The organism is Pseudomonas putida (assembly GCF_002741075.1).
Classification (GTDB): Bacteria; Pseudomonadota; Gammaproteobacteria; order Pseudomonadales; family Pseudomonadaceae; genus Aquipseudomonas; species Aquipseudomonas putida_T.
This window is the reverse complement of sequence record NZ_CP016634.1, coordinates 866,889-888,248: the sequence shown is the minus strand read 5'-3', so window position 1 is coordinate 888,248 and position 21,360 is coordinate 866,889. Positions and strand designations below refer to the sequence as shown.

Annotated in this window: 13 protein-coding genes, 1 tRNA gene and 3 pseudogenes; 9 read left to right on the top strand and 8 right to left on the bottom strand. The window is 63.4% G+C overall.

The genetic code is table 11. The features are described 5' to 3' along the window. Nucleotides 1-66 precede the first annotated feature (66 nt). A complete protein-coding gene (gene treS, locus IEC33019_RS04485; RefSeq protein WP_070092705.1) occupies nucleotides 67-3,378 on the bottom strand; it encodes a maltose alpha-D-glucosyltransferase in 3,312 nt (1,103 codons plus the stop codon). 139 nt (nucleotides 3,379-3,517) lie between these two features. Beyond that, nucleotides 3,518-5,536, bottom strand: a complete 2,019-nt coding sequence (locus IEC33019_RS04480; RefSeq protein ID WP_070092706.1) for an alpha-1,4-glucan--maltose-1-phosphate maltosyltransferase — start codon at nucleotides 5,534-5,536, stop codon at nucleotides 3,518-3,520. Nucleotides 5,537-5,673: 137 nt separating this feature from the next. Between IEC33019_RS04480 and IEC33019_RS27475 the strand changes: the two genes are divergently transcribed. Next, complete coding sequence (locus IEC33019_RS27475; RefSeq protein WP_170831781.1) at nucleotides 5,674-5,841, top strand: hypothetical protein; 168 nt, start codon at nucleotides 5,674-5,676, stop codon at nucleotides 5,839-5,841. A 205-nt stretch (nucleotides 5,842-6,046) separates the two neighbouring features. Here IEC33019_RS27475 and IEC33019_RS04470 read toward each other — a convergent pair whose 3' ends face one another. Beyond that, nucleotides 6,047-7,717, bottom strand: a complete 1,671-nt coding sequence (locus IEC33019_RS04470; protein ID WP_099593104.1) for an AMP-binding protein — start codon at nucleotides 7,715-7,717, stop codon at nucleotides 6,047-6,049. A 262-nt stretch (nucleotides 7,718-7,979) separates the two neighbouring features. Between IEC33019_RS04470 and IEC33019_RS04465 the strand changes: the two genes are divergently transcribed. Genes IEC33019_RS04465 through IEC33019_RS04450 form a run of 4 tightly spaced genes read left to right on the top strand, consistent with a single transcriptional unit; the run spans nucleotide 7,980 to nucleotide 13,535 of the window. Then, nucleotides 7,980-9,143 carry an isovaleryl-CoA dehydrogenase gene (locus IEC33019_RS04465; protein ID WP_070092709.1) on the top strand — a complete coding sequence of 388 codons (1,164 nt, stop codon included), beginning with the start codon at nucleotides 7,980-7,982 and terminating at the stop codon, nucleotides 9,141-9,143. Nucleotides 9,144-9,162: 19 nt separating this feature from the next. Continuing rightward, on the top strand, nucleotides 9,163-10,770 hold the full coding sequence (locus IEC33019_RS04460; protein ID WP_070092710.1) for a carboxyl transferase domain-containing protein: 1,608 nt from the start codon (nucleotides 9,163-9,165) through the stop codon (nucleotides 10,768-10,770). 3 nt (nucleotides 10,771-10,773) lie between these two features. Then, entirely contained in the window at nucleotides 10,774-11,586 is an 813-nt protein-coding gene (locus tag IEC33019_RS04455) for a gamma-carboxygeranoyl-CoA hydratase (RefSeq protein WP_070092711.1), read from the top strand. Beyond that, nucleotides 11,583-13,535 (top strand): acetyl/propionyl/methylcrotonyl-CoA carboxylase subunit alpha, encoded by a 1,953-nt coding sequence (locus tag IEC33019_RS04450; RefSeq protein ID WP_099593102.1) that lies wholly within the window; start codon nucleotides 11,583-11,585, stop codon nucleotides 13,533-13,535. Before IEC33019_RS04455 ends, IEC33019_RS04450 begins: the two co-directional genes overlap by 4 nt. Before the next feature lie 67 nt (nucleotides 13,536-13,602). Here the strand turns inward: IEC33019_RS04450 and IEC33019_RS04445 are convergent, their stop codons facing one another. Continuing rightward, a complete protein-coding gene (locus tag IEC33019_RS04445) occupies nucleotides 13,603-14,256 on the bottom strand; it encodes a LexA family protein (protein WP_070092718.1) in 654 nt (217 codons plus the stop codon). A gap of 130 nt (nucleotides 14,257-14,386) precedes the next feature. Between IEC33019_RS04445 and IEC33019_RS04440 the strand changes: the two genes are divergently transcribed. The 3 genes and pseudogenes from IEC33019_RS04440 to IEC33019_RS04430 all read left to right on the top strand — a co-directional run bounded on the left by IEC33019_RS04440 (nucleotide 14,387) and on the right by IEC33019_RS04430 (nucleotide 16,542). Further along, entirely contained in the window at nucleotides 14,387-14,704 is a 318-nt protein-coding gene (locus tag IEC33019_RS04440) for a hypothetical protein (RefSeq protein WP_070092713.1), read from the top strand. Nucleotides 14,705-15,136: 432 nt separating this feature from the next. Further along, nucleotides 15,137-15,271 (top strand): annotated as a pseudogene (locus IEC33019_RS04435) (RNA polymerase subunit sigma-70); the annotation flags it as partial. A gap of 122 nt (nucleotides 15,272-15,393) precedes the next feature. Further along, nucleotides 15,394-16,542: a M14 family metallopeptidase gene (locus tag IEC33019_RS04430; RefSeq protein WP_070092714.1), complete on the top strand. Its 1,149-nt coding sequence runs from the start codon at nucleotides 15,394-15,396 to the stop codon at nucleotides 16,540-16,542. 172 nt (nucleotides 16,543-16,714) lie between these two features. Here the strand turns inward: IEC33019_RS04430 and IEC33019_RS04425 are convergent. After that, a tRNA-Gln gene (locus IEC33019_RS04425) sits at nucleotides 16,715-16,789 on the bottom strand. A 284-nt stretch (nucleotides 16,790-17,073) separates the two neighbouring features. Here IEC33019_RS04425 and IEC33019_RS04420 point away from each other — a divergent pair. Then, nucleotides 17,074-17,316: a DUF465 domain-containing protein gene (locus IEC33019_RS04420; RefSeq protein ID WP_070092715.1), complete on the top strand. Its 243-nt coding sequence runs from the start codon at nucleotides 17,074-17,076 to the stop codon at nucleotides 17,314-17,316. Between the two features lie 106 nt (nucleotides 17,317-17,422). Here the strand turns inward: IEC33019_RS04420 and acs are convergent, their stop codons facing one another. From acs to IEC33019_RS28120, 3 genes and pseudogenes are all read right to left on the bottom strand, one after another. After that, on the bottom strand, nucleotides 17,423-19,384 hold the full coding sequence (gene acs / locus IEC33019_RS04415) for an acetate--CoA ligase (RefSeq protein ID WP_099593099.1): 1,962 nt from the start codon (nucleotides 19,382-19,384) through the stop codon (nucleotides 17,423-17,425). A 54-nt stretch (nucleotides 19,385-19,438) separates the two neighbouring features. Beyond that, nucleotides 19,439-19,957: pseudogene (locus IEC33019_RS28125) on the bottom strand (methyl-accepting chemotaxis protein); the annotation flags it as partial. Nucleotides 19,958-20,296: 339 nt separating this feature from the next. Beyond that, a pseudogene (locus IEC33019_RS28120) lies at nucleotides 20,297-21,322 on the bottom strand (HAMP domain-containing protein); the annotation flags it as partial. Nucleotides 21,323-21,360: the final 38 nt, after the last annotated feature.

Genomic DNA, 21,360 nt, shown 5'->3' with positions numbered 1-21,360 from the left:
CTATCCGTTGATGTTTGAAATAAAAAACCGCTCCCACAGAGGACGACTACCACCTGCAAAAGAGGCTTAGCCCTCCCCCCAAGTACTGATCAGCCCATGTAGCCCATGCAAAGGCACAGCCAACCAGCCTGGTCGGTTCTCGGCTTCGTAAGTGATTTCGTAGGCGGCTTTTTCCAGGCAGAACAGCTCCAGTGCGGCGCGCTCGCCCTCGGCCTGCTCCCAGGCGTGGGGCATGGCGGCGGTGGCCAGGCCATAGGCTTCGACGAAGGCATGACGCGACTGGTGCAAGTACTGCCGGGCGACTCGCTGCCGAGCCTGGCGAGCAACGTCGGAGAGGTCTACCGCCGAAGCGCTGCGCAAGATCATCGCAGCAGCATAGTCGAAGGAGCGCAACACGCCGCTGACATCCTTGTAGGGGCTGTGCTTGGCCCTGCGCTCCTGCAGCGGCCGCGCAGGCTCGCCTTCGAAATCGATCAGGTAGGCATCGCCCTGCACCACCAGCACCTGGCCCAGATGCAGGTCGCCATGCACACGCATCAGCAGGCCGCCCTGGGCCTGATGGGCCAGGGTGTCGATGTGCTGGGCCAGGCCGTCACGTTGTTGCGCCAGGTCGTCGACCAAGGCCTGGCTGTCGCGGTCGAGGCTGTCGCGGTGCCGGGTCAGCAGGTCCAAGGCATGGTCCAGTTGCGCGCTGATCTGCGTGCTCCAGCGGGCGCAGTCCTCGGCAGTGCTCGGCTGTGGGACGAACGCCACGTCATCACTGGGTGCTGCCAGCAGCAGGTGCATCTCGCCCAGGCGCTGGCCAAGCAAGGCGGCGAAGCCGGTGAGCTCCACCAAAGCGTCGGTGTGCGCCTCGGGCTCGACGCTGGCCGGCTCCATCTCGTCGCGCACGGCGCGCTCCAGCGTGTTCTGGGTCCAGTCCCAGGCGTCGCCCTGGTTGTTCAGATAGCCCTGGGCAATCATCAACAGGTGCGGCGTGCCTTGATCGTCAACCCGGCTGACCCAGCCCAGCAACGGAGAGATGTTGGCAAAGCCGGCGGCGGTGAGGTAGGCGCTCATTTCAAGCTCTGGGTGAATGCCTGGATTGACCCGGCGGATCAGCTTGAGCACCAGGCTGCCGCCCACCACCACCGAGCTGTTGGATTGCTCGGCGCTCAGATAACGCACTTCGCTTTCTTCATTGAGTGCAAGGCTGGCCAGTTGCTCGGTGCAGTCGAAATGCAGCTCACCCACACCACACGGCAGACGGGTGCGAGACTGGCAATTGCTGAGCACGGCGCGGATGAACGGCTCGAGCACGAAGGCATCGGTGATAAGCCCCACCTGCCGGCCACGGCGCACCCGCGAGAGCGCCAGTTGCTGGGGCAAGGCGCTGTTGATTTGCTCCTCGGGCAGCAGGCCGAACGGCAACTGGTAATGCTGCACGGCGCCGTCGCTGTGAACCTGCAGCTCACTGAGCAGCACAGGCGTGGTGGCCGTGGCCAGGCGCACGCCGTAGCTCAGGCGCACCTGGTCGATCGGCCCTTGCTTGCCGGCGAACCAGCGCCGCTTGGGCAGGTACTGGGGCAGGATGGTGGTTTCAAGGGTGTCGCTGGACGGTGCGTCGAGCAGCTCTTCCATGCGTTTACGCAGCACCAGGGTCGTCAACTCCGGTAGGCCTTCGCTTGGCTCGATATGCCAACTGGGCATGCGATCCCGCGAGGCCAGCAAGAACCAATAGAAGCCATAGGGTGGCAACGTGAGCAGGAACGGCAACTGGCCGATGGGCGGGAAGGCGCTGCCGCCGAGCATCTCCACCGGCACCTTGTCGGCGTAAGCGGACAGCTCCAGCTCGGCGGCCTGGGCGGCACGCGAGACGTTGGCCACGCACAGGACGATTTCGCTGTTGCCCTCGGCATCGGTGTACTCGCGCAAGTAAGCGAGAATGCGTCGATTGCTGGGGGTGAGCATCTTCAGGGTGCCGCGACCAAAGGCCTTTTGCTGCTTGCGCACGGCCAGCAGGCGGCGGTTCCAATTGAGCAGCGAGTGCGGGTCGTGGGACTGGGCCTCGACGTTGACGGTCTGGTAGCCGTAGAGCGGGTCCATGATCGGCGGCAACACCAGGCGCTGCGGGTCGGCGCGGGAGAACCCGCCGTTGCGGTCCGGCGACCACTGCATGGGCGTGCGCACTCCATCGCGGTCGCCCAGGTAGATGTTGTCGCCCATGCCCAGCTCATCGCCGTAATACAGGGTCGGCGTACCGGGCATCGACAGCAGCAGACTGGTGAGCAGCTCGATGCGCCGGCGATCACGCTGCAACAGCGGCGCCAGACGCCGGCGGATGCCGAGGTTGATGCGGGCACGGCGGTCTTCGGCGTAGTAGTTCCACAGATAGTCGCGCTCACGGTCGGTGACCATTTCCAGGGTGAGCTCATCGTGGTTGCGCAGGAAGATCGCCCATTGGCAGTTGGCTGGGATTTCCGGGGTCTGGCGCAGGATGTCGGTGATCGGGAAGCGGTCCTCCATGGCCAGGGCCATGTACATGCGCGGCATCAGCGGGAAGTGGAACGCCATGTGGCATTCATCGCCATCGCCTTCGCCAAAGTACGGCCGGGTATCCTCGGGCCACTGGTTGGCCTCGGCCAGCAGCATGCGGTCGGGGTAGTTGGCATCGATCTCCGCGCGGATCGCCTTGAGCACGTCATGGGTCTCGGGGAGGTTCTCGTTGTTGGTGCCGTCGCGCTCGATCAGGTAAGGGATCGCATCCAGACGCAGGCCGTCGACACCCAGGTCGAGCCAGAAGCGCATGACGCCGATCACGGCCTTCATCACCTGCGGATTGTCGAAGTTCAAGTCCGGCTGGTGCGAATAGAAGCGGTGCCAGAAGTACTGGCCGGCGACCGGGTCCCAGGTCCAGTTGGACTTCTCGGTGTCCAGGAAGATGATCCGCGTGCCATCGTACTTCTGGTCGTCGTCCGACCAGACGTAGAAGTCCCGAGCCTTGCTGCCACGCTTGGCATGGCGGGCACGCTGGAACCAAGGGTGCTGGTCGCTGGTGTGGTTGATGACCAGCTCCGTGATCACCCGCAGGCCGCGCTTGTGGGCCTCGGCGATGAAGCGACGGGCATCGGCGAGGGTGCCGTAGTCGCTGTGCACGGCCTTGTACTCGGCGATGTCGTAGCCATCATCGCGCCGTGGCGAGGGGTAGAACGGCAACAGCCAGAGGGTGTTGACGCCCAGCTCGGCGATGTAGTCGAGCTTGCCGATCAACCCGGCGAAATCACCGATGCCGTCATTGTTCGAGTCGAAGAAGGACTTGATGTGCAGCTGGTAGATCACTGCGTCCTTGTACCACAGCGGGTCGTCGATGAAGGCTTGTGGGCGGGAACGCTTGGCCATGGGCGACTCCTTTCAATTCGGATTCAGCTTGCAACGGTGTTGTCCGGTGGCGCTTGTGGGAACGGGTTTACCTGCGAATACAGGTGGTGCTCCTGCTGGCGCATTCGCGGGTGAACCCGCTCCCACTGGGGACGCCTTTCTAATGGGCTTTTTCGATTCGCCAGATGCCGAACGGCAGATGCCAGGGCTCGATACGCATCCACTGGGTCTTGCCGTGCCAGGTCCAGCGGTGGCCGTTCATCAGGTCCTCGCCGAGGGTGTCGGCGTTGTCGTCCAGGCCCAGCTCCCACAGCGGCAGTTCGAAGTGCGCCTGCTGGGCGTTGTAGGGATCGAGGCTGATGGCCACCAGGATGTAGTTGTCGCGCTCGGGCGTGCGCTTGGCGAAATACAGGATGTTGTCGTTCCAGCAGTTGAAGAACTCGACGCCCAGGTGGGTCTGCAATGCGCGGTTCTGCCGGCGGATGCGGTTGAGCTGGGCGATCTCGGCGATGATGTTGCCGGGCTGGGTGAAGTCCCGTGGGCGGATTTCGTACTTCTCCGAATCCAGGTATTCCTCCTTGCCCGGCAGCGGCGTGCCTTCGCACAACTCGAAACCCGAATACATGCCCCACAGCCCCGACCCCATGGTCGCCAGGGCGGCGCGGATCAGAAAACCGGCGCGCCCGGAGGTCTGCAGGAAATAGGGGTTGATGTCCGGCGTGTTGACGAAGAAGTTCGGCCGGTAGCAGTGGCACCAGGGCGGCTGATTGAGCTGCTGGAAGTACTCGCGCAGCTCCTGCTTGGTATTGCGCCAGGTGAAGTAGGTGTAGCTCTGGGCGTAGCCGACCTTGCCTAGGCGCGCCATCATCGCCGGACGGGTGAAGGCCTCGGCGAGGAAGATCACATCCGGGTAGCGGCTGCGCACATTGGCGATCAGCCATTGCCAAAATGGCAGCGGCTTGGTGTGCGGGTTGTCGACGCGGAAGGTGCGCACGCCCTCCTCGACCCAGCCGACCACCACGTCACGCAAAGCCAGCCACAAGGAGGGCACGGCCTCGGCGGCATAGAAGTCTACATTGACGATGTCCTGGTACTTTTTCGGCGGGTTCTCGGCGTAGCGGATGGTGCCGTCGGGGCGCCAGCTGAACCAGCCGGGATGCTCGCTCAGCCAGGGGTGGTCCTGGGAACACTGGATGGCGAAGTCCAGGGCGATCTCAAGGCCATGCTCGGCGGCAGCGGCCACCAGGCGACGAAAATCCTCGCGGCTGCCCAACTGCGGGTGGATGGCATCGTGGCCGCCTTCGGGGCTGCCGATGGCATAGGGGCTGCCTGGATCACCCGGCTCGGCCTGCAAGGCATTGTTACGGCCCTTGCGGTGCTTGGCGCCAATGGGGTGGATGGGCGGGAAGTACAGCACGTCGAAACCCATGTCACGGATCATCGGCAGACGCTGGTGCACGTCGTTGAAGGTGCCATGGCGCTCGGCGCTGTCGGTGATCGAACGCGGAAAGAGTTCGTACCAACTGGCGAACAGGGCCTGCTCGCGGTCCACATCCACGGGGAACTCGGCACTGCGGGTCAGGTAGCTGCGGTGCTCGGCGTCGACCATCAGCGCAGCGGTGCCGGGGTGCAGCAACAGCGCCACCTGGTCATCGGCTGTCAGTGACGGCAGGCGTTGCTGGAGCTGTTCGAGCTGCTCGTGCAGCGGGCCACTGCTGCGCTCGATCCCCTTGCCCAGCAGCAATCGGCCCTCCTCCAGTTCGAGCGTGATGTCGACACCGGCGTGGTACTTCTTCTCAAGGTCGTGGCAGTAGGTGGCGAAGGGGTCGATCCAGGCCTCGATGCTGAACAGGTGCAGGCCCAGTTCGAGCGGCGTGAACTCGGCGAGCCACAGGTCGTTGCCAGGTGAGTGCATGGGCACGGTATGCCAGCGCCGGCTGTGGGACTGGCGCCAGTGCAGGACCACCGCCAGACGGTCATGGCCATCGCTGTAGACCTTGCTGCTCACCGCCACGCGCTGGCCACGTACCGCCTTGGTGGCGAAAGTGCCAGCATCCAGCACCGGTTGCGTGTCTTCGACCACGATACGCGGCGCCAGCAGCGCCTGGGATAGGCTCAGGGCCTGATCCGGGTGATCGTTGGCCATGGGCACGCTGTCGAACGGCTCATTTCCGGACATCGAACCATGCTCCCTTTTGCAGTGGCGGTAAGGGTTCAGAGCCGCGGGCGCTGCCTGGGGTTCAAAAAAAATGAGCGAACGGTGCACGGCGAAGTCAAAGCCTGCAACGACGCTTGATTCCCATGGGAGGCCTGGCCATGAACATTCCCATTCCACCGGAGACGCCCGACCCGAACATCGACGACCCGACCCTGCCACCGCCTTTGCCGGAGGAGGAGCCGGACGAGCTGCCGATCAAACCGACCGTGCCGCCGACCGTGGGGGATCCGCCGAGCGAGGAGCCACCGGTGAAAGGCAAAGGATAGACAAGGTCATGTGACAAGCACGGTATGGACAGCGGGAGCGGCGCGGCGGCGGTGCTCTGAATGACACCGAAGCCTGCGCCGGCTCCCACCGGGATTGCGTCGTTCTCAAGACTCACGCGGTCCTTGTGGGAGCGGGTTTACCCGCGAAGCAATCGCCACGGGGCAAGACCGTTGCGCCCAAGGAATGAGGGATACCGAAAATCGGTTACAGATTGATCTCGGCGATGCTGATCTCGCGCATGCGGAACTTCTGCACCTTCCCGGTCACCGTCATCGGGAACTCCTCGACGAAGCGGTAATGGCGCGGCACCTTGAAATGAGCGATACGCGCCTTGCACCAGCCCTGTAGCTCCTCGGCCGTTACGCTGTGCCCGGGGTGCAGCTTGATCCAGGCCACCACTTCTTCGCCGTAGCGACTGCAGGGAATGCCGATCACCTGGGCATCGGCCACCGCCGGGTGGGTATAGAAGAACTCCTCCAGCTCGCGCGGGTAGATGTTCTCGCCCCCGCGGATGATCATGTCCTTGTTGCGTCCAACGATGCGCACGTAACCCTGCTCGTCCATCACCGCCACGTCGCCCGAATGCATCCAGCCGGCAGGATCGATGGCGTCCTGGGTCGCTTGCGCGTTGTTCCAGTAGCCGAGCATCACGCTGTAGCCGCGTGTGCACAGCTCGCCGATTTCGCCACGTGGGACGATGTTGCCGTGCTCGTCCACCAGCTTGCTTTCCAGCTGTGGCTGGGTGCGTCCGACCGTGGTCACGCGCAGCTCCAGCTCGTCGTCTGGGCCGGTCTGCAGTGACACGGGGCTGGTCTCGGTCATGCCGTAGGCGATCTGCACCTGGGCCATGTGCATCTGCTCGATCACCCGGCGCATCACTTCGATCGGGCAGGTGGCCCCGGCCATGATGCCGCTGCGCAGACTGGAAAGGTCCAGATCGGCACGACCGGGGTGATCGAGCATGGCGATGAACATGGTCGGCACGCCATAGAGAATGCTCGCGCGCTCCTCGGCCACGGCCTGCAGGGTCAGGCCCGGGTCGAAGGCATCGTTGGGGTAGATCATGGTGCAGCCATGGGTGATGCAGCCCAGGTTGGCCATGACCATGCCGAAGCAGTGGTACAGCGGCACGGGGATCACCATGCGGTCCTGTGCCGTCAGGCCCAGGCTTGCACCGACCATGTAGCCATTGTTGAGGATGTTGTAGTGGCTGAGCGTGGCCCCCTTGGGCGCGCCGGTGGTGCCGGAGGTGTACTGGATGTTCACCGGCTGGTCGAACTGCAGGCTGCGCTGACGGGCCGCGTAGGCGGCAAGGTCGGTCTGCCCTGCCCGCTCGCTCAGGCGAGCCCACGGCAGGAAGCCAGCCGGCGGGTTGGCGGCAAGGCTGATCACCCCGCGCAGCGCAGGCAGCCGCTCGCAGGTCAGCTGACCGGGCGTGCTGGTGCGCAGTTCAGGGGCCAAGTCCAGCAGCATGGCGTGGTAGTCGGAGGTCTTGAAGGCATCGGCACACACCAGCCAGCTGCACCCGGACTGGCGCAGCACGTACTCCAGCTCACCGACCCGGTAGGCCGGGTTGATGTTGACCAGGATCGCACCGACCTTGGCGCTGGCCAATTGCAGGATGCACCACTGGGCACAGTTGGGTGCCCAGATCCCGACCCGATCGCCCACCTGCACACCCAGCGCCATCAGCGCCCGGGCATGGCCATCGACGGCCTCGGCCAGTTGCCGCCAGCTGTAGCGCTGCCCTTGGTGGCGAACGACCAAGGCTTCGCCGTCGGGGTGGCGGGCCGCGGTGGCATCGAAGGCCTGGCCGATGGTCAGGGTCAACAACGGGCGGTCCTGACGACCGCGGGTGTAGCTTGGTTGACTCATGAATGTCCCTTCTTGTGGTTGTTCTGGGCATGACTGAAGCAAGCGACGCTACTCTGGCGCAGATTTACGTTAACGTAAAGGTCACAGGTCGATTGACAGTGCCGAGCGGCAGGTTTACGTTAACGTAAAGGTGAAAAACGATATCGGGCTGGACGGCGTACCACCAATCCTGTGCGAGCGGGTAAACATCGCTCCACAGCACTGGCGCAAAGCCCTTGAGCTACGGTGTAACCCAACTTCAAGAACAAGAAGGTGCCCCCGCATGCATTACCCCACCCTGAACTTCGCCCTGGGCGAAACCATCGACATGCTCCGCGACCAGGTGCGCACCTTCGTTGCCGCCGAACTGGCCCCCCGCGCCGCTCAGATCGACCACGACAACCTGTTCCCTGCCGACATGTGGCGCAAGTTCGGCGACATGGGCCTGCTGGGCATCACCGTGCCGGAGGAGTACGGCGGCGCCGGCCTGGGATACCTGGCCCACGTGGTTTCGATGGAAGAAATCAGCCGCGGTTCGGCCTCGGTAGCCCTGTCCTATGGCGCCCACTCCAACCTGTGCGTCAATCAGATCAACCGCAACGGCACCCATGAGCAGAAACTCAAGTACCTGCCCAAGCTGATCAGCGGCGAGCACATCGGCGCCCTGGCCATGAGCGAGCCCAACGCCGGCTCCGACGTGGTGTCGATGAAACTGCGCGCCGAGAAGCGCGGCGATCATTACGTGCTCAACGGCAGCAAGACCTGGATCACCAACGGCCCAGATGCCAACACCTATGTGATCTACGCCAAGACTGACCTGGACAAGGGCCCTCACGGCATCACCGCGTTCATCGTCGAGCGCGACTGGAAAGGCTTCTCGCGCAGCAACAAGTTCGACAAGCTGGGCATGCGCGGCTCCAACACCTGCGAGCTGTTCTTCGATGGTGTGGAAGTCCCGCAGGAAAACATCCTCGGCCAGCTCAACGGCGGCGTGCGGGTACTGATGAGCGGCCTGGACTACGAGCGCGTGGTCCTCTCCGGCGGCCCGACCGGCATCATGCAGGCCTGCATGGACCTGGTGGTGCCCTACATCCATGACCGCAAGCAGTTCGGCCAGAGCATCGGCGAGTTCCAGCTGATCCAAGGCAAGATCGCCGACATGTACACCCAGCTCAACGCCAGCCGCGCCTACCTCTATGCCGTGGCCCAGGCCTGCGACCGTGGCGAGACCACCCGCAAGGACGCTGCGGGGGTGATCCTCTACACCGCCGAGCGTGCCACGCAAATGGCCTTGGAAGCGATCCAGATCCTCGGCGGCAATGGCTATATCAACGAATTCCCGGCAGGTCGCTTGCTGCGCGATGCCAAGCTGTACGAAATCGGCGCCGGCACCAGCGAAATCCGCCGGATGCTGATCGGTCGCGAACTGTTCAACGAAACCCGCTGAGCACGAGGAACCGGCGTCCATGGCTATCCTGCATACCCAGATCAACCCGCGCTCGACGGAGTTCTCCGCCAACAGCGCGGCCATGCTCGAACAGGTCCAGGCCCTGCGTACCCTGCTCGCCCAGGTCAGTCAGGGCGGTGGGCCCAAGGCCCAGGAGCGGCATACATCGCGAGGCAAACTGCTGCCACGCGAGCGCATCGATCGCCTGCTCGACCCGGGCTCGCCCTTCCTCGAGATCGGCCAACTGGCTGCCCATGAGGTCTATGGCGAGGACGTACCCGCCGCGGGCGTGATCGCCGGCATCGGCCGTATCGAAGGCGTCGAGTGCATGATCGTGGCCAACGACGCCACGGTCAAAGGCGGCTCCTACTACCCGCTGACGGTGAAAAAACACCTGCGCGCCCAGGCCATCGCCCTGCAGAACCGCCTGCCGTGCATCTACCTGGTGGACTCCGGCGGCGCCAACCTACCCCGCCAGGACGAGGTCTTCCCTGATCGCGAGCACTTCGGGCGAATCTTCTTCAACCAGGCCAACATGAGCGCGCTGGGCATCCCGCAGATCGCCGTGGTCATGGGTTCGTGCACCGCCGGCGGTGCCTATGTGCCCGCCATGGCCGACGAAGCGATCATGGTGCGCCAGCAGGCGACCATCTTCCTCGCCGGCCCGCCTTTGGTGAAAGCCGCCACCGGTGAGGTGGTCAGTGCCGAGGACCTGGGCGGTGCCGACGTGCACTGCCGCATCAGCGGCGTCGCCGACCACTACGCCGACAACGATGAACACGCCCTGGCACTGGCCCGTCGCAGCGTGGCCAACCTCAATTGGCGCAAACTCGGCCAGCTGCAGCGCCAGGCGCCCATCGCCCCGCTGTATGAGGCCCAGGAGTTGTACGGTGTGGTTCCGGCCGATGCCAAGCAACCGTTCGACGTGCGCGAAGTCATCGCACGCCTGGTCGACGGCTCGGTGTTCGATGAATTCAAGGCCCTGTTCGGCACCACCCTGGTGTGCGGCTTCGCCCACCTGCATGGCTACCCGGTGGCGATCCTGGCCAACAACGGCATCCTGTTCGCCGAGGCCGCGCAAAAAGGCGCGCACTTCATCGAACTGGCCTGCCAACGCGGCATCCCGTTGCTGTTCCTGCAGAACATCACAGGCTTCATGGTCGGCAAAAAGTATGAAGAAGGCGGCATCGCCAAGCACGGCGCCAAACTGGTGACTGCGGTGGCCTGCGCCCAAGTGCCGAAGTTCACCGTGATCATCGGCGGTAGCTTCGGTGCCGGCAACTACGGCATGTGCGGGCGCGCCTATGACCCGCGCTTCTTGTGGATGTGGCCCAACGCACGCATTGGCGTGATGGGCGCCGAACAGGCTGCCGGGGTGCTGGCCCAGGTCAAGCGCGAGCAGAGCGAACGCGCCGGCACGGCCTTCAGCGCCGAAGAAGAAGCCAAGCTCAAACAACCGATCCTCGACCAGTACGAGCGCCAGGGCCACCCCTACTACTCCAGCGCACGGCTGTGGGACGACGGCGTCATCGACCCGGCGCAGACCCGCGACGTACTCGGGCTGGCGTTGTCCGCTGCGCTGAACGCCCCGATCGAACAGACCCGCTTCGGCATTTTCCGGATGTGACCCATGAGCGATTTCAGCACCCTGGAAGTCATCAAGGACGCTCGCGGCTTCGCCACCCTGTGGCTGAGCCGCGAAGACAAGAACAACGCCTTCAACGCGCAGATGATCCGCGAACTGATCGTCGCCCTGGACCAGCTCGCCGAGGACGCCAACCTGCGCTTCATACTGCTGCGCGGCCGGGGCCGGCACTTCAGCGCAGGTGCGGACCTGGCCTGGATGCAACAATCGGCACAGCTGGACTTCAACACCAATCTGGACGACGCCCATGAGCTGGGCGAGCTGATGTATGCCCTGCACCGGCTCAAGGCACCCACCCTGGCCGTGGTGCAAGGCGCGGCCTTCGGTGGCGCCCTGGGCCTGATCAGTTGCTGTGACATGGCCATCGGCGCCGAGGACGCGCAACTGTGCCTTTCGGAAGTGCGCATCGGCCTTGCCCCAGCGGTGATCAGCCCGTTCGTGGTCAAGGCCATCGGCGAACGCGCCGCCCGCCGCTATGCACTGACCGCCGAGCGCTTCAGCGGCGTGCGCGCCCGCGAGCTTGGTTTGCTGGCCGAGGTCTACCCGGCCAGTGAGCTGGATGCTCAGGTCGAGGCCTGGGTCGACAACCTGTTGCTCAACAGCCCCCAGGCCCTGCGTGCCACCAAGGACCTGCTGCGCGAAGTCGACGATGGCGAACTGAGCCCGGCCCTGCGCCGCTACTGCGAGAACACCATCGCCCGCATCCGCGTCAGCCCCGAAGGTCAGGAGGGCCTGCGCGCCTTCCTGGAAAAACGCCGCCCCGCCTGGCAAGCCAACGAGAAGGAACCGCGCCCATGAGCCGCCCCACCCTGACCACCCTGCTGGTCGCCAACCGCGGCGAGATCGCCTGCCGGGTCATGCGCACCGCCAAGGCCATGGGCCTGACCACGGTCGCCGTGCACAGCGCCACCGATCGTGATGCCCGCCACAGCCGCGAGGCAGACATCCGCATCGACCTGGGCGGCACCAAGGCTGCCGAAAGCTACCTGGTGATCGACAAGCTCATCGCCGCCGCCAAGGCCAGCGGCGCCCAGGCCATCCACCCAGGCTATGGTTTTCTTTCGGAGAATGCAGGGTTTGCCCGCGCCATCGAACATGCCGGGCTGATCTTCCTCGGCCCCCCGGCCAGCGCCATCGACGCCATGGGCAGCAAGTCGGCGGCCAAAGCGCTGATGGAAAGCGCCGGCGTCCCCCTGGTGCCGGGTTATCACGGCGATGCCCAGGACCTGGAAACCTTCCGTGCCGCCGCCGAGCGTATCGGCTACCCCGTGCTGCTCAAGGCCAGTGCCGGCGGCGGCGGCAAGGGCATGAAAGTGGTCGAGGAAGAAAGCCAGTTGGCCGACGCCCTGGCCTCTGCGCAGCGGGAGGCGCAATCGTCCTTCGGCGATGCGCGCATGCTGGTGGAAAAATACGTGCTCAAGCCACGCCACGTGGAAATCCAGGTGTTCGCCGACCAGTACGGTAACTGCCTGTACCTCAACGAGCGTGACTGCTCCATCCAGCGCCGTCACCAGAAGGTGGTCGAAGAAGCCCCTGCGCCAGGCCTGTCTGCTGAACTGCGCCAGGCCATGGGTGAGGCGGCGGTGCGCGCCGCTCAGGCCATCGGCTATGTCGGCGCCGGTACCGTGGAGTTCCTGCTCGATGCCCGCGGCGAGTTCTTCTTCATGGAGATGAACACCCGCCTGCAAGTGGAGCACCCGGTCACCGAAGCCATCACTGGGCTGGACCTGGTGGCCTGGCAGATCCGCGTGGCCTGTGGCGAGCCACTGCCGATCACCCAGGCGCAGGTGCCGCTGATCGGTCATGCCATCGAAGTGCGGCTGTACGCCGAAGATCCGGCCAATGAGTTCCTGCCGGCCACCGGCACCCTGGCGCTGTACCGCGAATCGGCCCCAGGCGAAGGCCGCCGGGTGGATAGCGGTGTCAGCGAAGGGGATGTCGTCTCACCGTTCTACGACCCCATGCTGGGCAAGCTGATCGCCTGGGGCCAGGACCGCGAACAGGCCCGCCTACGCCTTCTGGCCATGCTCGATGAGTTCGCCATTGGCGGGCTGAAGACAAACATCGCTTTCCTGCGCCGCATCCTGGCGCACCCTGCATTCGCCGCGGCCGAACTGGACACAGGCTTCATTCCACGCCACCAGGCCGAACTGTTGCCAGCACCCGCCGCCTTGCCAGCGGACTTCTGGCAAGCCGCCGCCGAGGCCTGGCTGCAGGGCAGTCCAACGCTACAGCGCCAGGACGATCCCTGCTCGCCCTGGGCACGGCATGATGGCTTGCGCCTGGGCCTGCCAGCGCGCAGCAGCCTGCACCTGGTCAGTGGCGGGCAGGACCAGGCGGTGGCCCTGGAATACAGCGCACCCTCCACCTGGCAACTGCATGGCGAGCACCTGTGCCATGAGCGCGATGGCCTGCGTCGCCGCCATCTGGCCATTCGCCGGGGTGATACCTTGTATCTGCAATGGAATGGTGAAATGCACGCGGTCAGCGCCTTCGACCCGATTGCCGAGGCCGAAGCCAGCCACAGCCACCAAGGCGGCCTGAGCGCGCCCATGAACGGCAGTATCGTGCGTGTGCTGGTGGAACCGGGCCAGGCCGTGGAGGCTGGCACCGCGCTGGTGGTGCTCGAAGCGATGAAGATGGAACACAGCATCCGCGCGCCCCATGACGGCACGGTCAAGGCGCTGTTCTGCCAGGAGGGAGACATGGTCAGCGAAGGGGCGGCGCTCGTGGAGTTGGCTGATTAAGCACAAAGGGGCCGCTATGCCTCCACTGCGGCACCAGCCCGCAATGGGGCATAGCGGCCCCTGCAAATCAAAACTTGCCGTGCACCCGGACCACGACACCGAGAAACTCGCAGCCCTCTTCGCACAGGACAGTGGGATATCGGGTGTTGAGCGGCCTGAGCATTCGCTCTCCCCCTTCCTCGATCAGTTGCCTCAACACGGCGGCCTTGCCCGGTTGGCGGGCGATCACCAGTTTGCCAGGCGTCACCTCCAGACCGGTATCCACCAGGATGAGCATCCCCTGAGGCACACTCGTACCGCTTGCGGCATTCATCGAGTCGTTTTCAACCGGTAGCCAGAATGCGTTACCGGCGGGCATGTAATCGCTCTGTTCATGCACATCGGCGGTTTCAGGCAATGTGCCCTGTAGATCGCTCCAGGCCAGCACCGGAAGTCGAAAACTGGCATAGCGCAACGCTTCGCCCGATATCGGCCGTCCTGGCGCGTAGATCCCAGGCGTTTCACGCAACAGGTTGCGCTCCACCACCATGACCTGGGCCTGTAGGTACACCAGCCCGAGCTTTTCCAGCTTTTCGTTGATCGTCGCCAGCGTGGGTTTTCGGGTACCGCGCAACCAATGACCTACACCGCCTTGGGTCATCCCCAGACGTTCAGCGAGCTTTAGCTGGTTGAGCTTGTGTTCACGCTTGTAGCGCGCGAGAAATTCGTTCCAGTTTTCCATGGCGGAGAACAATACGGACTGCACCTGCCGCATCAATACACATCCCGAATTATCTTCAATGAGATAAATAATACATGCTGACCTATGCTCCGTATTCACCACTCCCAAGTGAATCTCAACAGGTATCAGGATGAAACCATCGAAAAACGACGAAACAGATCTCGACAGCGAAGCAGCCCGCCGCGCCCTGGACTACTACCTCAATCCCACCCCGCCCCGGCCCAATCTGGACACCAAGATCTGGACACTGCACGAAGGCGTAAGCGCCGCACAGGCCCGTGACCATGCCCTGGCTCTGTTGCGCTGCGCGTCGGCCACCGCCCACGAAACCGCCAATCACCAGCCCCAAGGCATGACTCGGGAAGTGATGTTCGCCTTGATGCACATGATGAACATGGCCAGGGCGCTGCTGGAGCATGAGCAGGCGTCAGGAAAGACCGAAAAATGAAGGAGATGTGATAGCCGACGAACGGTGAATAGCCCGTTTTCCGGCAATTGAGGCATGGCCCGGTAATATTTTTTTACCAGGTAGAAGAAAATTCATTTGACCGACAAATGATAACGATTATTATTGCACTCAGCTGGTCGCGAGACCCGCTGGATAACCTGGCAGCCCTTAGGTCGGACTCTCAGATTATCTCCTCATCAGGCTAATCACGGTTTTTGACCCGGCTTTTTGCCGGGTCTTTTTTTTGGCTCTTCAGGCTAATGAAGATCGGTACCGCTTGATGGCCACGATGATAGCAAAGGTGTATCAATTCGTGAACGGGTGTTACAGCGTTTTGCGAAATCAGCACTTGAGAATCAATATCGTTAAGACTAATCTATCGGCGCATCAAGGAAGATGCCCCCACCTCCCAGCTTGAGCAAGGAGCTGCTCATGGCCCGTCTGCTACTGCCCCTTGAACATGACACTGTCCTGCAAGCCCCCTGCGCAGACGCCCTGAAGCGCTTGCCCCGACGCGTGCAACAGGTCTTTCTGCTCAGTTGTCTCGACCAACTGGACCTGACCAGCACAATCCAGAGCAGCCGCCCTCGCCGCTAACAACTCAGCCATTTCCTACAAGGATTTAGTCACCCAGCATTCGAGCCAAGCGGTGTACAGTAACGCCACAACAAAGCTACAGGAGTCTGGCAATGACCGTGACGCTGTCCCCGCTGCAGATCGACTGCGATTTCGATTCCGGCAATATTCAGGTACTGGACACCCGCGACCCGAGCCGGGTACGGCTGGCGATCCGCCCCGATACCAACAGTGGCCATTTCCAGTGGTTCCACTTCAAGGCCAGCGGCCTCACGCCAGGCCAGACCCACCGTTTCAGCCTGGACAACGCCAGCCAGTCCTCCTACAACAAGGCCTGGCACGGCTATCAAGCCGTGGCATCCTACGATCAGCAGCACTGGTTTCGCATCCCCAGCCAGTTCGACGGGCAAGCCCTTGTGTTCGAACTTCAAGCCCAAGCCCCCCAAGCCTGGTTCGCCTATTTCGAACCCTACCCGCGAGCCCGCCACAACCAACTGATCGAACGCGCCAAGCAACTGCAGAATGTCGAGCTGCTGGCCTGTGGCCGTAGCGTGCAAGGCCGCGACATCCCACTGCTGCGCGCAGGCGACGGCGCACCGGGCAAACGCAAGCTTTGGCTGATCGCCCAGCAGCATCCGGGCGAGCACATGGCGGAATGGTTCATGGAGGGCGTGATCGACCGACTGCAAGCCAACGACAGCACCGTCCAGACACTGCTGGCCGCTGCCGACCTGTACCTGATACCCAACATGAACCCTGATGGCGCCTTCCTCGGCCACCTGCGCACCAACTTCAAGGGCAAGGACCTCAACCGCGCCTGGCAAGACGCCAACGTCGAGCTCAGCCCCGAGGTGTTCTTCGCCCAGAGCCAGATGAAGCAGCACGGGGTGGATGCGTTCATCGATGTGCATGGCGATGAGGAAATCCCCCACGTCTTCACCGCCGCCTGCGAAGGCAATCCGGGTTACTCGCCCCGCCTGGCGAAACTGGAAGAGCAGTTCCGCACGACGCTTTGCAGCATCACGCCGGACTTCCAGACCGTGCATGGCTATACCCGCGACGAGCCAGGCCAGGCCAACATGACTCTGGCCTGCAATGCCGTGGGCCAGGCTTATGACTGCCTGTCGCTGACGCTGGAGATGCCGTTCAAGGACCACGACGACGCGCCCAACGCCATCACCGGCTGGTCGGGCGAGCGCTCCAAAGCGTTGGCCGGCGCAGTGCTGGAAACCTTGTCGAAGATGGCCAAGGATTTGCGCTAAAGCCTCGCCTGAGGCTATCGCGGGACAAGCCCGCTCCTACAGGGAGCCAGTGCTGTGCCTTGTTCCGCGATGGCAGCCGGATTGGCGCCACAAAACCGAACGGTTTGAAAACGGAAAACTAGAAAGGGAAAGTGCGCTGCGCACAGAGGAAATCGAGAGGGAATTTTGAAAATGGCAGGGGCGGCTGGATTCGAACCAACGCATGGCAGGATCAAAACCTGCTGCCTTACCGCTTGGCGACGCCCCTGTATCAGATACGACGAGTGCTGAAGCACTCTCGTTTTGAAGATTCGCTGACAACGACACTGAGCCGCTGTGCTGGAATGGCCGGCACTATACCAACACTCTCTGTACCTGGGAACCCCTAGAGTGAAAAAAATTGCCTTAAAACAGCAAGTTAGTTCCCAGACCTGGTTCACCATCGCAATCTACCCTGGCCATCCGTCGTTTTTTTTGCGCCTCGCTTTAACAACAACGTGTTCGCCCCTTCCAAACAGGTAAGCAAAACCTGCGCATTACAAGGAGGGCGCCATGCCAGTTTCCCATGACCTTTACCAAGACCTGCACTACCCCCGCGAAATCGTTCAGCAGAGGCGCCAAGAGGACAAGGCGCTGGATCGGTTGCTGGATGAATACATGGACATCGACAACCAGGTGTTGGCCGCCGAGTCGATCTCGGCCGGCATTGCCGATGATGATGATCTGCGCCGCCTCAAGGAGCGGCGCCTGGCGGTGAAGTACATGATCGAGCGGCAGCTCGAGCGTAAGGCTTGAAGCCCCTGAGACTGCTGTGCAGCCCTTTCGCGGAGCAAGCCCGCTCCAGGATCTATAGGTGCGGCCTCGCGCCGCGAACAGGGCCGCCAAGCGGCCCCACCCGAGCTCAAGCCGACGCCAACGCCATCGCCTTGTGGGTGTCGATCAGATGCTGCACCACCCCAGGATCGGCTAGTGTCGAGATATCCCCCAACGCATCGTATTCACCCGTGGCGATCTTGCGCAGGATGCGTCGCATGATCTTGCCCGAGCGAGTCTTGGGCAGCCCCGGCGCCCACTGGATCACATCCGGCGAGGCGATCGGACCGATCTCCTTGCGCACCCAGTTCTTCAGCTCCAGGCGCAGCGCCTCGCTCGGCTGCTCGCCCGCATTGAGGGTCACGTACACATAGATGCCCTGCCCCTTGATGTCGTGCGGCACGCCCACCACCGCCGCCTCGGCGACCTTGGCGTGCGCCACCATGGCGCTTTCGATCTCGGCGGTGCCCATGCGGTGGCCGGAGACGTTGAGCACGTCATCGACCCGGCCGGTGATCCAGTAGTAGCCATCCTCGTCGCGGCGCGCGCCGTCGCCGGTGAAGTACATGCCACGGAAGGTCTTGAAGTAGGTGTCGACGAAACGGTCGTGGTCGCCGTACAGCGAACGCGACTGGCCCGGCCAGGAGTCGAGGATCACCAGGTTGCCCTCAGCCGCGCCTTCGATCAGGTTGCCCAGGTTGTCCACCAGCGCCGGCACCACGCCGAAGAACGGACGGGTCGCCGAGCCAGGCTTCAGGCCCGTGGCACCCGGCAGCGGGCTGATCAGGATGCCGCCGGTTTCGGTCTGCCACCAGGTGTCGACGATCGGGCAACGCTCCTTGCCCACGGCCTGGTAGTACCAGTTCCAGGCCTCGGGGTTGATCGGCTCGCCCACCGAGCCCAGCAGGCGCAGGCTCGAGCCATCGGCACCGGCCACTGCGGCCTGCCCTTCGGCCATCATGGCGCGGATGGCGGTCGGTGCGGTGTAGAGGATGTTGACCTGGTGCTTGTCGATGATCTTCGACACGCGGGTGATGTCCGGGTAGTTCGGCACGCCTTCGAACAGCAGCGTGGTCGCGCCGTTGGCCAGCGGCCCGTAGACGATGTAGCTGTGGCCGGTGACCCAGCCCACGTCGGCGGTGCACCAGTAGACCTCATCCGGGCGGTAGTCGAACACCCGCTCGTGGGTCAGCGCGGCGTACACCAGGTAGCCGCCAGTGGTGTGCAGCACACCCTTGGGCTTGCCGGTGGAGCCGGAGGTATAAAGGATGAACAGCGGCTCCTCGGCCCCCATCTCCTTCGGCGCGCAGTGGCTGGAGGCGACCTTCATCAGGTCTTCGTACCAGATGTCGCGGTGCTGGTGCCAGGCGATGTCGCCACCGGTGCGCTTGCACACGATGATCTTCTGCACGCTGCTGGTTTCAGGGTTGGTCAGGGCCAGGTCGACATTGGCCTTGAGCGGGGTACGGCGGCCACCGCGCACGCCTTCGTCGGCGGTGATGACGATCTTCGAGCGGCAGTCGATGATGCGCCCGGCCAGCGCCTCGGGCGAGAAGCCACCGAACACCACCGAGTGGATCGCACCGATGCGCGCACAGGCCAGCATGGCCACCACGGCTTCAGGGATCATCGGCATGTAGATGGTCACCACGTCGCCGCGATGCACGTCCTGGCCACGCAGGGCGTTGGCGAACTTGCAGACTTGCTCGTGCAGCTCGCGGTAAGTGATGTTGCGGCTGTCGGCCGGGTCGTCGCCTTCCCAGATGATGGCGACCTGATCGCCACGCTCGGCCAGATGGCGGTCGAGGCAGTTGTAGGAAACGTTCAGAGTGCCGTCAGCGAACCACTTGATGTCGACATGGTGATCGTCGAAGGAGGTCTGCTTGACCTTGGTGAAGGGCTTGATCCAGTCCAGGCGCTGGGCCTGCTCGCGCCAGAAGCCGTCCGGGTTGATCACCGACTGCTGGTACATGGCCTTGTAGGTGGCCTCGTCGGTCAGGGTAGTGGCCGCAACCTCGGGACGAACGGGATACAGGGGAGCCGCACTCATCAGGTTTACCTCGGTGTAAGAGTGGTTGTCAGGTACATCGACTGATCGCACCGGTCAGATCTGGAAGCGGCTGAGCAGGCGGTCCTGTTGGCCCACATGCTCGACCATCACCGAGCATTGGCTGACCTGCTGCTGCGCACCGCCGGACACTTCCAGGCCGATGTCACGAATATTGGTGGTGTTGCGGTTGATCTCTTCGCTGGTGGCGCTCTGCTGCTCGGCTGCTGCGGCGATCTGCAGGTTCATGTCGTTGATGCGGTAGATCGCCTCGCGGATGCGGCCGAGGGTTTCATTGGCCGCGTTGGCGTCCTCGGCGGTCTTGCTGGCGGCATCACGGCTTTGCTGCATGCGCGTCTGGGCCTGACGTACCCCGGCCTGCAACTGGTCGATCATCAGGCGGATCTCCTGGGTCGACTGCTGGGTGCGCGAGGCCAGCGAGCGCACCTCGTCGGCCACCACCGCGAATCCGCGCCCGGACTCTCCGGCACGCGCGGCCTCGATCGCCGCATTGAGCGCGAGCAGGTTGGTCTGGTCGGCAATACTGGTGATCACCGAGAGAATCGACTCGATGCTATGGCTGAGGGTAGACAGCTCGTTGATGGCCTGGCCGGTGGTGTTCATTTCTTCGGCCAAGCCGTTGATGGCACCGGTCGAGCGCAACACCAATGCCACCCCGTTTTCAGTCTGATCATGTGCGGCCACCGCAGCCTGAGCGGCAGCCTGGGCATTACGCGCCACGTCCTCGGCGGTGGAAGCCATTTCGTTCATGGCGGCGGCCAGCTGATCGAGCTCCTGCAATTGCAGTTGCACACGGCTGGCTGCCTGGTTCGCCTCATAAGAGGTGGCCGTGGTGCTCTGACGCACCTGCAGGGACGTCTGCTGCACATCGCCAATCAGCGCCTTGAGGTTGCCCAGGAACTGATTGAACTCCACCGATACCAAAGCCACTTCATCATGGCCGGACACCGGTAACTGACGCGTCAAGTCACCGTTGCCACGGTTCATGTCGGCCAACGAAGCCTTGAGCCGATCCAGCGGCAACAGCAGGTGTCGCACCAACAACCCCAGCACCAGCAAGCTCAGGAGCACCCCCAGGGCGGTGCCGGCGGCCGCTCGCCAGCTCAGCTGGTGACTGGCGGCCATGACGATGCCTTCATCCAGCACCACGCCGATGTACCACTGCATACCCTTGAGATTGGACAGCGGAATGAACGATACCAGCAGGGACTTGCCCTCCACCTCGATCGTCTGAAGCTGGCTTTCCAGGGCCGGCTGGGCACCGCCGAACAGCGCGCTGTATGGCTTGCCGTTGAACTGGGCATCGGGGTGGGAAATGATGTTGCCGTTCCGGTTCAACAGGAAGGCGTAGCCCGCGCCGCTGAAGTCCAGGGTATTGATGGCCTCGGTGACGGTGTCCAAGTGAATGTCGCCGCCCAGCACCCCAGCAAAACGCCCGGCATCGGTGATTCTGCTGACCGCCGAAATCAGTACCTTTCCGGTGGAAGAATCCTGATAGGGCTCGGTCAGCACCGCCTGAGTACTCCCCTCCCCAGTCGCGTACCACGGCCGTGTGCGACCGTCGTAGCCCGGTTTGGGCTTCCAGGCATTCAGGTTGCCGATGGGCTTGCCATCGACCTGCAGGGCACCGAACACCAGTGCGAACTCCTGCTTCAGCAACGGTGCGTCGGTGATGCGCTGGATGTTCTGTGCACTGGCTTGGCTGTCGATGGTCTGGACCGTCAGGTCCATCAGGTGCAGCTTGCCGTTGAGCCAATTCTCGATCTGTCGGGCAACGGCCGTGCTCGACTCGAGGATGCTTTCTCCAGTTTGCGTGCGCAACACCGTGCGCACCTGGCTGACCTGGGCCAAGGACAACAGGCTGGTGGTGACCAACAACACACAGGCAGCGGCAAGGCTGACCTTGTAACGGATTTTCATCAAAGCTCCAAAGGATACGCTATGGGACGGTGACGCAC

Excerpts from the sequence above, each read along its gene's own strand:
- treS (WP_070092705.1), bottom strand. The coding sequence starts at position 3,378 with ATGGCCAAGCGTTCCCGCCCACAAGCCTTCATCGACGACCCGCTGTGG.
- IEC33019_RS04480 (WP_070092706.1), bottom strand. The coding sequence starts at position 5,536 with ATGTCCGGAAATGAGCCGTTCGACAGCGTGCCCATGGCCAACGATCAC.
- IEC33019_RS27475 (WP_170831781.1), top strand. The coding sequence starts at position 5,674 with ATGAACATTCCCATTCCACCGGAGACGCCCGACCCGAACATCGACGAC.
- IEC33019_RS04470 (WP_099593104.1), bottom strand. The coding sequence starts at position 7,717 with ATGAGTCAACCAAGCTACACCCGCGGTCGTCAGGACCGCCCGTTGTTG.
- IEC33019_RS04465 (WP_070092709.1), top strand. The coding sequence starts at position 7,980 with ATGCATTACCCCACCCTGAACTTCGCCCTGGGCGAAACCATCGACATG.
- IEC33019_RS04460 (WP_070092710.1), top strand. The coding sequence starts at position 9,163 with ATGGCTATCCTGCATACCCAGATCAACCCGCGCTCGACGGAGTTCTCC.
- IEC33019_RS04455 (WP_070092711.1), top strand. The coding sequence starts at position 10,774 with ATGAGCGATTTCAGCACCCTGGAAGTCATCAAGGACGCTCGCGGCTTC.
- IEC33019_RS04450 (WP_099593102.1), top strand. The coding sequence starts at position 11,583 with ATGAGCCGCCCCACCCTGACCACCCTGCTGGTCGCCAACCGCGGCGAG.
- IEC33019_RS04445 (WP_070092718.1), bottom strand. The coding sequence starts at position 14,256 with ATGGAAAACTGGAACGAATTTCTCGCGCGCTACAAGCGTGAACACAAG.
- IEC33019_RS04440 (WP_070092713.1), top strand. The coding sequence starts at position 14,387 with ATGAAACCATCGAAAAACGACGAAACAGATCTCGACAGCGAAGCAGCC.
- IEC33019_RS04430 (WP_070092714.1), top strand. The coding sequence starts at position 15,394 with ATGACCGTGACGCTGTCCCCGCTGCAGATCGACTGCGATTTCGATTCC.
- IEC33019_RS04420 (WP_070092715.1), top strand. The coding sequence starts at position 17,074 with ATGCCAGTTTCCCATGACCTTTACCAAGACCTGCACTACCCCCGCGAA.
- acs (WP_099593099.1), bottom strand. The coding sequence starts at position 19,384 with ATGAGTGCGGCTCCCCTGTATCCCGTTCGTCCCGAGGTTGCGGCCACT.